The organism is Paenibacillus nasutitermitis (genome assembly GCF_014641075.1).
GTDB classification, from domain to species: Bacteria; Bacillota; Bacilli; order Paenibacillales; family Paenibacillaceae; genus Paenibacillus_Z; species Paenibacillus_Z nasutitermitis.
This window is the reverse complement of record NZ_BMHP01000003.1, coordinates 47,247-58,774: the sequence shown is the minus strand read 5'-3', so window position 1 is coordinate 58,774 and position 11,528 is coordinate 47,247. Positions and strand designations below refer to the sequence as shown.

The 11,528-nt window shown below is 53.0% G+C and carries 7 protein-coding genes; 6 read left to right on the top strand and 1 reads right to left on the bottom strand.

All coding sequences use genetic code 11. The annotated features are described in order from the left end of the window. Positions 1 to 111: 111 nt before the first annotated feature. The 6 genes from IEY46_RS19440 to IEY46_RS19415 all read left to right on the top strand — a co-directional run bounded on the left by IEY46_RS19440 (position 112) and on the right by IEY46_RS19415 (position 9,657). A complete protein-coding gene (locus IEY46_RS19440) occupies positions 112 to 3,114 on the top strand; it encodes a sugar-binding protein (protein WP_188994119.1) in 3,003 nt (1,000 codons plus the stop codon). Between the two features lie 30 nt (positions 3,115 to 3,144). Continuing rightward, positions 3,145 to 5,859, top strand: a complete 2,715-nt coding sequence (locus tag IEY46_RS19435) for a glycoside hydrolase family 38 N-terminal domain-containing protein (protein WP_188994117.1) — start codon at positions 3,145 to 3,147, stop codon at positions 5,857 to 5,859. Positions 5,860 to 5,913: 54 nt separating this feature from the next. After that, positions 5,914 to 6,192 carry an excalibur calcium-binding domain-containing protein gene (locus tag IEY46_RS19430; protein WP_188994115.1) on the top strand — a complete coding sequence of 93 codons (279 nt, stop codon included), beginning with the start codon at positions 5,914 to 5,916 and terminating at the stop codon, positions 6,190 to 6,192. Positions 6,193 to 6,428: 236 nt separating this feature from the next. Continuing rightward, the gene (locus IEY46_RS19425; protein ID WP_188994113.1) at positions 6,429 to 8,117 is read left to right on the top strand and encodes a GAF domain-containing sensor histidine kinase; all 1,689 of its coding nucleotides are present in this window, start codon (positions 6,429 to 6,431) and stop codon (positions 8,115 to 8,117) included. Positions 8,118 to 8,122: 5 nt separating this feature from the next. Beyond that, the gene (locus tag IEY46_RS19420; RefSeq protein WP_188994111.1) at positions 8,123 to 8,800 is read left to right on the top strand and encodes a response regulator; all 678 of its coding nucleotides are present in this window, start codon (positions 8,123 to 8,125) and stop codon (positions 8,798 to 8,800) included. Positions 8,801 to 9,108: 308 nt separating this feature from the next. Further along, positions 9,109 to 9,657 (top strand): NADPH-dependent FMN reductase, encoded by a 549-nt coding sequence (locus IEY46_RS19415; protein WP_188994109.1) that lies wholly within the window; start codon positions 9,109 to 9,111, stop codon positions 9,655 to 9,657. Between the two features lie 166 nt (positions 9,658 to 9,823). Here the strand turns inward: IEY46_RS19415 and IEY46_RS19410 are convergent, their stop codons facing one another. After that, a complete protein-coding gene (locus tag IEY46_RS19410; RefSeq protein WP_188994107.1) occupies positions 9,824 to 11,377 on the bottom strand; it encodes a sensor domain-containing diguanylate cyclase in 1,554 nt (517 codons plus the stop codon). Positions 11,378 to 11,528 lie beyond the last annotated feature (151 nt).

Here is an 11,528-nt window from a genome sequence, read left to right as displayed (position 1 = left end):
CCGCTGTCAGCAATTGATTGAGTCTGATTAGCCAATCAACTGAAATGGAGTTGAGCATCAACTAAGGATCCTGCATGCTGAAATAATCAGATTGGGAGCGTGATGAAGGTTATGGGTTTACATGGAAAATGGAAAGGAATAAGCATCATCCTGCTGGCTGTAATGCTGACAATAGGGGTGCTGCCGGGTTCGGCGCTGGCATCTTTGGACCCCTTGTCTGCCGACAAGGACAACAAGGACAACAACGACACCAAAGACAAAAATGGCAAATCCCTCGTCGTGTTTGATATGAAGGCGTTCCTCGCAGCCCAGCCGAATTCGCAGATTGCTTATGATTATTTCAAGCTGGCTACTGCGCTTCAAGGTCTGGTCAACCGGAAAAACGCCGATTTGTATTATCTGTATGAATCCAATTACGTGGCGAAAGCGGAAGGAATGGACAGCGACCAGTTCTGGCTGGATGAGCTGCGCAAGAAGAAAGGTTTCCTGGCTTCGCGCACGATCAAGACACCGCAAGCCTTCACCGAATTACTGGACTATTTTGTTTCGTCCTACAACGGTGTAGTGGTCTGGGATTCCAATGTTCCCGCTACGGCAAATGTGGCATCTACCGCCGCAGGGGTGAAGGGCTGGCTGCCTGTCCGCTATGACCCGGCCCCGGAAAGTCCTTATACGGAGCTGGTCGTGAAACGGAAGCTCCCCGTGAAATTAAATTTGGTGGGCAAGTTCACCGGACAGGGAACGATTCCGGATACCAGGCTCTCTTCCTCGGGCAGCGCCAAAAATGATGCTTACCTGTGGGCTAAAGCGAAATATCTGGACACGGGGCTGACCCACTCCACGCTGATGGCTTATGCACTGGATGGAGTGTCGTGGGAATTCGATCAAACCAAGGAATTAAGCGCCAAGGTCAGCACGTTGACGATTCCCAAGCGCATGAAGGCGGGGGAGAAGATGGAAGTGTCCATCACCCTGCGGAATAACGGAACCACGGCCTGGTCCTATGGCAGCAATGACCGTCTAGGAACGACAGGCGACAAAGCCAATCAATTTCAGTGGGAGGACCTGAACGGCGGTTTCTCGCAAAATCCGGCCGATCAGCGGATCTTCCTGAATGCCGGGGAGACGGTGGAGCCAGGAGCGGAGCGGACCTTCACCTTCAAAATCGTCGCACCTGCAGCGGCAGGCACCTATACCTTTAGCGCCGGGATGGTCCGTGACGGCGTAGCCTTCTTCGGCGGGAGTATCGTCAGGAAGATCGAGGTGACGACGGATGGTGCGGTTATTCCGCCGCCTGTTCCGGAAGCGGGCTCCGATGCGGATTTCGTGTATCCCGATCTGTTCAATTCCTTTCTGCCCAATGCCGATTATTATATTGCCAATAAAGCGTTTTTCTTCGATTTAAGTCCGGATGAGCTTTCCTTGCCCAATGACGACCGCAGCCAGCCTATGGGGACCGACCACCATACGCTGATCGAGCTGCTCCGATCACAGAACAAACAGGCAGGGAAAAACATCATTACCATCGGTGGATTTGTCCCCTGGTGGATCAAATACACCAAGCATGCCGATTCGCAGGCAAGGCTTGAACCTGTCCAGGCGGAATGGAAATACGCCGATGAAATTTCCCGGTACAATGCCCAGAAGGATGCCGACGCTTTCGGCCTTGTTGGGCTGTCGAATGCCTCTTTGCTGCAGCATGTTCCGCTCGACAAGAAGTTCAAACAGAAGAACGACAAGGGCAAAAGTACGAAAGGACAATATGATCCCGGCAAGAAATATATAACGTTCTACATGGGCGATTATGATTCCGGCGCATGGACGTCCGGTGCGCTGCCGGCGCTGTGGAACGATCCGAAGCGGGGAGTGCTGCCGCTGGCATGGGCGCCTGTTCCCGGTTTGTCGCAGCGGGTCCCGCAGGTATTCAATTATTTGTACGATACGATGACGAGCAATGATTACTTTGTAGCGGGCGATAATGGCGCAGGTTATTTGAATCCCATGATGCTGCTGGAAGAGAACCGGCCTGACGGGCTTCCCGATTTCCTGAAGGTGTGGGAGAAATACAACAAGGAGTATTATAACCGCTTCGATCTGGATATTACCGGATTTCTGATCAGCGGCAACAGCGGTTATGTGCCTTTAAAGGTTCAGGAGGCTTACAGCAAGTTCTCGCCGCAGGGCGTAGGCAACAACGCAGGCTTCGAGCAGCCGGTCGTGAAGGGGACGCCTTTTGCCCAGGTGCTGGATCTGCCGAACGAGCCGGATGCAGCCAAGTACGGAGAGATCCTGGCCGACCGCTTGGGAAAAAATCAGCAGTTCCAGATGTTCCGCAATGTCCTGTTCAAGCCAACAACCATTGTCGACGCGGTGAACTATGTGAAGGAGCATTATCCGGACTTGGATTTTGAGGTCGTCGACCCTTATACGTATTTCCGTTTCTATGAGGAGGCGCAGCCCTGGAATCAGGAAGTTAAAGTCTATTCATCGCCTAAGGCGGGAGCCATTCAAGCCGATGGCATTAATCAGCCAGGCGAATGGGAGGATGCGGAGGAAATATCGATCAGCGCGGGGGCGGAGGATGTCAAGAAGTTTGGCAATGTCTGGGGCGTGCCCGGAAACCTTCAGTCGACCTACCGGATCAAGTGGGATGACCACAATCTGTATCTGTTGGAAGAACGGCAGGATGACCGTTTTCAATTTACAGAAACGGCCGATACCATGTATCTGTCCGACGCATCGATGTTTTTTCTGAGCCTGGACGGCAAGAAGGTCGGAAGCGCCTATCAAGATGGCGACTATGCGTTGATGTTTACAGCAGGAGGGCCTGACGGACAGCCGCATATGTTTATGCGTGAAGGCCATAACAGCGGTATGACGGAGTCTCCTTTCACCGCCGGGACGATTGCTTCGGTCATCGATGGCAACCGGTATACCGTGGAGCTTTCGATTCCATGGAGCTCGCTGCAGACGGTGCCTTTTGCCCCCGGTACGGACAAAAGCATTGGCATGTCGATCCTCGCTACACATGGACCTGACGCGTGGGGGCAGATCATGTGGGTGGGCAACGGGGACGACCAGTCCAAATGGGCTGATATGAAATTCCGGCAATAACGAACATAGGCGAAGGGGATGCACACCATCGTGGAATCGAAGAAAATCTATCATTTTATTTCACATACGCATTGGGACAGGGAATGGTATATGCCTTTTGAAAGGTTTCGCTACAGGCTGGTCAATCTAATCGACCGGCTGCTGGATTTGCTGGACCGTGATCCGCAGTTTCATTATTTTCACCTGGATGGCCAAACAATTGTCTTGGAGGACTATTATGCGCTGAGGCCTGCAAACCGGGAACGCCTGGAAGCTTATATCCGGCAGGGAAGGATATTGGTCGGACCCTGGTATCAGCAGAATGATTTGTTTCTCACCAGCGGGGAATCGACGGTCCGCAATCTGATGACGGGCATTTCGCAGTCGCGGCAGCTGGGCGGAGAGATGAAGGTCGGTTATTTGCCCGATCATTTCGGACTGATCGGCCAGATGCCCCAGATTTTCAGGCAAGTGGGGCTGGATAATTGCGTGTTCGGTCGCGGGTACGATCTTGCGCATCATCGCCTTCCTTTCTTTCATTGGCAGGCTCCGGACGGATCTGCGGTAGACAGCATGCTGCTGTATTTCTGGTACAACAGCGCTCAGCGCATGCCCGCCGGGAAGGAAGAGCTCTCAAGCGTTTTTACCGGTATGCGTGAAAGAGAGGAGGCTGTTAATCCGTCCGGCCATTATGCGATGATGAACGGCGTCGATCATATGGAGGCCCAGTATGATTTGTCGGATGTGCTCGCCTCTCTTCGTGTGCTTGTGCCTGAAGATGTGGAGGTGCTTCACAGCACGTTGCCTGAATATGTTCAGGGCGTGCAGGATTATATGCGGGAGCAGCCGGCCGGCTATCTGGAAACGGTGGAAGGGGAACTGCGGGAAGCCTTCGAATACAGCATACTGGCGGGAACCTTATCGAGCCGGATCTACCTGAAGCAGGCGAATGTGCATGGTCATGATTTGGTAGAGAAGTGGATGGAGCCGTTGTCTGTCTTCTGCTGGATGCTAGAGCTGGATCCGTATGAGAGCGAAACCATCGATTATTACTGGAAGCTTTATATGGAGAATCATCCTCATGACAGCATTTGCGGCTGCAGCCAGGATAGCGTGCATGATCATATGATGGATCGATTTAAGCGCCTGGAAGAGCTGGCCGACGAAGTGATCGAACGGAAGAAATTTGTTCTGGCAAGGCAGATACAAGGGGATGGCTATGAGCTTCATGACCAGAAGCTCGTTGTATTCAACACCTCCCAGCTTCCCGGCAAGGCGGTTTTGCGCACGCCGGTTTATTTTCTGGAGGAGGACGGAGTGGCTCAATTTATGATCGAGGACGAGACCGGGCGCTCCGTTCCTTACCGGATCGTCTCGGAATCAATCCGCCGCAAACGGGTGATCAGTCCTGTTAATCTGCCGGGCGTGCTGAGAGTGAAGCGCTTTGACATCGAATGGCAGCCGGATGCGCCTGCGCTTGGATATGCCGCCTACCGGATACGGCCGAATCTTCCGGGAGCCGTTATAGAGGACCTGGCGGACTCACCGGATTCCGGGGAGCCTCCGGTACTGGAGAATGCATACCTGAAGGTTGAGCTTGCGCCCGATGGTTCATTCCATCTTCATGACAAGCATACGGGCCAGACTTTCCGCAACCAAGGGCGTATCCAGGATACCGGTGATGGCGGGGACCTGTATGTCTTCAAAAATGTAGAAGGCGATGTTCCAGCCGTTTGGGACCAGCCCGTCATATATACAAGCCACACAAAAAACAGGCTTTATGAGGAATGCGTGTATACCTTCGCCTGGGAGCTCCCGGAAGGTCTGGATCAGGATCAAACAAGACGGTCGACGGCGAAGCTTCCCTGCGATTTCCGCGTGACGCTCCGGCTTGATCATGATGCTTCGCATGTACAGATGAAGGTGGAATGGAATAACAGAGTGAAGGATCACCGTCTGCGCCTGCTGTTCCCGGGGCTGGGTGCGGCTGATAGCGTGCTGGCCGGCGGGCAGTTCGATGCCGTGCGGCGGCAGTGGGATGCGGGCAGTCAATTCCAGCGCGACGCCAATTCCCAACCCTTCTGGAAATGGCTGGCCCCGGTAAGCGGAGCGTATGGCTGCGCTGTATTTGCCAAAGGGCTTCATGAGTATGAGATCACGGATGAGGGCAGAACCGCTGGTATCACCATTCATAGAGGAGCGGAAACGATTAATATGAGAGAGGCTGCTGTAATGGAAGAGGATATCCAGCCCAAGGGGCAATGTTTGGGCAGCTTGGCCGTAGAATTGGCTATTCGTCCTTTTCATGTCAAGTCGGTTACCGCTACGCAGCTCTATCAGGAAGCGGAACTCTTCCATCAGGGGCTGCAGACCAAGCTTCTTGCGGTCGATGAGCAGCGTTGGAACCAGGGCAGGGCATGGGTGCAGGACACGATGCATAAGGGCCTGTTCGAGGAAGAGAATCCGAATGCGGCCAAACCTTTCCTGCCAGCCATCGGCACTTTCCTGAAGCTCGAAGGCAATGTGATGGCGTCGGCAATCAAGTGGTCAGCCGATGGAGCGGGTCCGCTGCTTCGCGTATACAATGTAGAGGAGACTTCCTCGCCGATTGAGCTTGTCTCAGATGCGGTGAGAAACGAAGTGAACGTGACTAATCTGCTGGAGGAAGTCCAGGGCACGATATCCGCGAAGGACAGCAGGCTCATTACCGAAGTAGCGGCCAAGAAAATCGTAACCTATCAATTACGAGAAACAGGATTAGATTGAAATTCTGATCCAAATGTCATATCATTACTAGCAAAAGCTGGTAGTGGAAGGGGCATGACGGTTTTGAGAAGATTGACTGCCATAGTAACGGCATCAGTGCTAGTGTCTGTTTTAACTTTTGGTGCAGCCGGGACTGCAGAAGCCAAAACAACGGTCAAAACATTCAAGAACTGTTCGGAGATGAATAAGGTATATAAGGGCGGTGTCGCTCGTACCTCATCGGCTAAAAACAAAGGCGGCAAAACAAAATTGAAGCCGTTTGTCTCCAAGGAACTGTATGATGCCAACAAGAAAAGTGACCGGGATCATGATTTAATCGCATGTGAGCGGTAAATTCATGATTTGTGTCCGGAAGCTCCGTCCATAGCAGGACGGGGCTTTTTTGCATCTTGCGGCGGGGCAGGCGCAGCCCGCACATTTTCATTTAAAACCGTTGGGGGAAATCCATGGAGGGTTGTCGAATCTGAACAAGAGGGATAATGCCGGGTACTGCCGGGCTTCGGGCTGCATGATAGTTGACAGGCGCTGCAGCGTTAGCAGGAAAATTTGGAGCAAAGGAGGAAGCTCACATGAATGACGATCCCCGGGTGCAGGAATTAATAACACTCAAAACCATCGCCGAGACATTAAATCAGTCGAATGACCTCAGGCTGATGCTGAATATCGTGCTGGTGAAGCTGCTGGAGCTGACCGGATTATCGGCAGGCTGGATTTTTCTTGTGGATGATGAGATGTCTTATGAATGTGTGGCTGACCACGATCTTCCACATGGGCTCCTTTACCGCGACAAGCAGCCCATGCGATGTGAAACATGCTGGTGTCTGGACCGATACAGGAGCTGCAAGCTCCAGAATGCCGTAAATATTCTGACTTGCAAAAGGCTTATGAACGTTAAAGAATATGGCTGGGGCGATACCGCCGGATTTACTCATCACGCTACCGTCCCGCTGTATTCCGGCAGCCGCCGTTTCGGCGTCATGAATGTGGCATCACCGGGCAAGGTTCATTTCTCCGGGGAGGAGCTTGCGCTGCTTGAAGCCGTGGCTTATCAGCTGGGCAGCGCGGTGGAGCGGATGCGCCTCTATGAAGCGGAGCAGAGCCGCGCCGATCAGTATGCCAGACTGGGTGAATTCAGCCGGGAGCTTGGAACTGCGGGGAGCATGGAACATTCGGCTGCTGCACTTCCGGAGCTTGCGGTATCGCTGATCGGCAGCCATTTTCATTGGGCGTTTGCAGCGCTGTTTGAGCGGGACGGATTTGAATTTGTGCTCAAAGCCGTCTCCGTGGAAGGCCAGCTTGCGAATCGGGCTGCGCGACATTTGCTGCCTGAGGATCATTGGCTTTTTGAGGCAGCACGCGGCGACCGTTATGTGACCGCCACCCCTGAACAAGCGGCTGATCTTGCCGACCATCTGGAGCTGCATGGCTTGCAGAAGAAATTGTCATCGGCCATGGCTGCTCCGGTCAGAGTTGTCGGTGCGGATATACAAGGCATTCTTGTCGTAGGACATTCTGCCAGTGCTTCTCATGCCGACGGGGGAGTGCTTGGCGCGTTGGCCGAGCATATTGCCATCGTGCTGGAGAGTGCGCGGATGGAAGAGAACCGGCGCGAGTGGACCCGTCTGGAAGAACGTAACCGCCTGGCGCGGGATCTGCACGACTCCGTCAGCCAAATGCTGTTCTCCCTCTCCATGACGGCCAAAGGCGTCGAGGGCCAGCTTCGCGGCAGCCATACGGAGGAAGCCCTGGAGTCTGTGAAGGATATTCAATTGCTTTCGCAGAATGCCCAGCGGGAAATGAGGGCTCTTATTATGCAGCTTCGTCCTACGGGGCTGGAAGCGGGACTCACCTCGGCTTTGCTGGCTTATGGAAAAGGCCTCAAGCTTCGGGTGCGGACACGAGCCACGGGAAGCCGGGAGCTGCCGCGAAATGTCGAGGAGGCGCTGTGGCGGATCGGTCAGGAAGCGCTGAATAATGTATTCAAGCATGCGGGAACATCCGAGGCCTGCCTCGTAGTCCAGCTTGACGAGGATAAGGCGGTACTCCGGATTTCCGATGCCGGACGGGGAATAGCCAAGAAACAGCTCATTCAGACCAATCGTCGTTCTCTCGGTCTGACCACCATGAAGGAGCGTGCCGAAGCATTAGGAGGGAGCTTGGCCATAACTAGCGGTTACCGAAAAGGAACTTCTATTGAGGTTGCCATCCCCATCCCTATGCCCGTGCCGGCTGCATCAGCCATTACCGGAGGTGACTAATAATCATGACTATCAAAATATTGCTGGCCGACGATCATGCGATGGTGCGTAAAGGCCTGCAGGTCTTCCTGGCCACACAGCCCGGTATCGAGCTTGTCGGCGAAGCGGCTGACGGCCTTGAGACGCTGGAGAAAACAGCCCGGCTGGTTCCCGATATTATTCTCATGGACCTGAACATGCCGGTCTTGGACGGCATCGAAACCACTAAGCTGTTGAAGCAGTCGCATCCAGATGTGAAGGTTATTGTTCTGACCTCCTTCTCCGATCAGGATCATGTACTTCCTGCGATTCGGGCGGGCGCAAAAGGTTATTTGCTGAAGGATATCGAACCCGGGGAGCTGGTGGACGCGATCAAGCGGGTTCATCAAGGGCAAGTGGAGCTGCACCCGGATGCGGCTGGACAGCTGATGAGCCTGATCGCCTCTGCGGAAGCCTCCGGAATGGCCGATTTAAATGGAGCTTCAGCGGCTGCGAAATCTTCTCCATTTGCTCTGACCGGAAGAGAGGGGGAAGTGCTGAAGCTGATTGCACGAGGCATGAGCAACAAGGAAATTGGCGGAGCCTTGCATATTACGGAGAAAACCGTGAAAACCCATGTCAGCCATCTGCTGAATAAGCTAGGTCTTGCCGACCGCACGCAAGCGGCTATTTACGCGGTCAAGCAAGGTCTTGAGGGGAGCTGAGGCTCCGACCGCGCCCCGTCTCTAAGACGAATGCTGTAGAAACGTTCAGCCAAGGCTGATCGTCTCTACGATCAAAGCCGTAGGAACGTTCAGCCAAGGCTGATCGTCTCTACGACCAAAGCTGTAGGAACGTTCAGCCAAGGCTGATCGTCTCTACGACCAAAGCCGTAGGAACGTTCAGCCTAAAGTTGAACGTTTTTGCGCTGTTTAATCATTCTTTCTGCTGACGACCCGGCTGCCTGTGGCGCGATAAGATAAAAGCACACAACAGGCAGGAAAATAAAGGGTAATAGAAAGGGATGGTTAGGATGAAAGTGGTAATCATTGCAGGAAGCAACCGGAAAGACGCAACAAGCACGAGGCTGGCGGAGCATGTGGAAGACCTCATCCGGCAAAGGGGCCATAAGGTCCTATTATTTTCTTTGTACCGCAGCCCCCTGCCGTTCTATTCGCCAGTTAATTCCTTCCAGGACCATGAAGGACTGAGCGAGCTGAAGCTGGCGATGCTTGAAGCGGATGCGGTTGTGCTGGCTTCGCCCGAGTATCACGGCAGTATTAGCGGGGTCCTGAAAAACGCGCTTGATCATTTGGGGCAGGACCACTTCAGCGGCAAGCCCGTGCTCTCCATCAGTTCTTCCGGCGGTACGGTGGGGATCAGCTCTCTCCAGCAGCTGCAATCGATCGTTCGCAATCTCCATGGCATCAACTCGCCGGAATGGCTATCCATAGGCGGGGCCCAGCGGAAATGGTTCGAGATGGAGCAGGGCAACTATGAAGGCGGCCAGGACATCGACGACCGCATACATCGCGTTCTCGGCGCCTTCCTTCAACTGGCGCAGCAGGTCCGGGGAGGCTAGTCCGCAGGATCAGCTCGCCGATGCGTCCGCTCGCTGCTTTGTCGGTCGCCGCTATGCATAGCTGCATCATAAACGTGATGCCCTCTGGCGGGAAGAAAAACCAACCAAACAAACAAAAAAACAAAGCCAGCCTGCCGCGGGAGGGTCCCGCAGCAGGCTGGCTTTGTTATCTGACAGTTGAGAAACCATGGACGCTGGTCCTGTTTCTTCCCTCGGATTTGGATTGATAGAGCGCCTGATCCGCCTGCTCGATCAGCTGTTTGTTGCTGAGCGCGCTCTCAGACGAGGATACCCCGAGCGAGATCGTGATGACACTGCCGGTGGGATTCGTCCCGCTTGCGATTTTCTTCCGCAGCTGCTCGGCCATGTCGGTGGCCAGCCCAGTATCTCCATGTTTGACAAGAATGCCGAATTCTTCGCCCCCGTAACGAAAGCATAGATCCTCTTCCCTGGATACGCTGCGGATGGTGGAGGCGGCATATTTGAGCACCTCATCTCCGGTAACATGACCGAAAGTATCATTGACCTTCTTGAAATGATCAATGTCCAGAAAAATAAGCGAGAAGGGAATCCGTTTATCCTGCCATTCGTCAATTACCAAATCAAAGCTTTTGCGGTTGGCCAGTCCCGTCAGTCCATCCAACTGGATTTCGGCGGACAATAGATTGATATGGGCATTTATACTCTGATAGAGCTGAGTGACTTCGTAGAATTTGGAGCGGATGACAGGAAGCTGCGCCGGAATGGCTGCCCGGTGCAAAATGGCTTCTTCCGAGAAGCGCGCCAAGGTAAACAGGGGCTTGGAGATCCGGCGGGCAAACCACCACACAATCAATAAAATCAAGCTCAATAGAGGAAGCGCCTGAATAAGCAGGCGGTCCGTGAGTTTCTTTAATGGCCGGTCCAAAACAGATGTAGGCGTTTGTGAGATAATGCCCCAACCGCTGAGAGGTTCATAGGAATAGCCGGCAAAAAAGCTGTTGTTCTCGGAATTCACGACCTCCTGGTAACCGCTTTTTCCCATAACGACCTGATTAATGATTGTATTGGTAGTAACCAGATCATTAATACGTTCCTTCTTGGGATGAAAGATAAGCCGTTTGCCTTGGTCCACTACAAAAACATAAGAGCCGTTTCCGAAGAAATGTTCCTTGAGCAGGCTGCTGAGAGCATTATTCTCTTCGAGATAAATAGTGCCTCCTACAAAGCCTGAATAAGTGCCGTCTTTGGCAAAGATCGGCGAGGAGATGAGAACGATCATTCTTTCGCTTTTCGCTTTATAGGGCTCGGAAATGAGAGGTTTTTTCAGTTCAATGGCTTTCAGTGACTGCTGCGAATTTAAGCGGGCCCCAGGGGAGATTCCCGTGTTGGCAGGGCTGATCGCCTTTATGTTCTGGCGGGTATCGACGATTACAATGGAATTGAAATATTGATTGGCCTCGAACCATAGATCAAGCGCTCTCTGTGTGAAAGGCTGCGAGCTGGCCATTTCGGACATCGCATGAAGGTTCCTCTGCATCGATTCAATCAACTCGGTGGTATTTAATGATAGTTTCTTGGCGTAGTCGTAATTGTTCTCCAAATAGCTGGTGCTGAGTGATTGCTTGTTGGCATGTAAGGCCGAATAGCCGCTGACAATAGCAGTCAACAGGATGGACACAATAACTAATAAACTAAGCGTAAATTGAAGCGTATATCCTTTATGTGCGGTTTTACTCATGAGGTCCGTCTCCCAAAATGAATAGTACAGACAAGCTATAAGTCATATCATATCAAATTATGCAAAACACCGTATAGAGCCAATTTATTAACCTTGCAGGCAAAGCGTCGCCAAGCTGCAAACAGAATTATGTTACGATAGGAGTGGAAGA

What these genes read in the sequence shown, in the direction of transcription:
- IEY46_RS19440 (WP_188994119.1), top strand. Translation starts at nt 112, where the DNA reads ATGGGTTTACATGGAAAATGGAAAGGAATAAGCATCATCCTGCTGGCT.
- IEY46_RS19430 (WP_188994115.1), top strand. Translation starts at nt 5,914, where the DNA reads ATGACGGTTTTGAGAAGATTGACTGCCATAGTAACGGCATCAGTGCTA.
- IEY46_RS19425 (WP_188994113.1), top strand. Translation starts at nt 6,429, where the DNA reads ATGAATGACGATCCCCGGGTGCAGGAATTAATAACACTCAAAACCATC.
- IEY46_RS19420 (WP_188994111.1), top strand. Translation starts at nt 8,123, where the DNA reads ATGACTATCAAAATATTGCTGGCCGACGATCATGCGATGGTGCGTAAA.
- IEY46_RS19415 (WP_188994109.1), top strand. Translation starts at nt 9,109, where the DNA reads ATGAAAGTGGTAATCATTGCAGGAAGCAACCGGAAAGACGCAACAAGC.
- IEY46_RS19410 (WP_188994107.1), bottom strand. Translation starts at nt 11,377, where the DNA reads ATGAGTAAAACCGCACATAAAGGATATACGCTTCAATTTACGCTTAGT.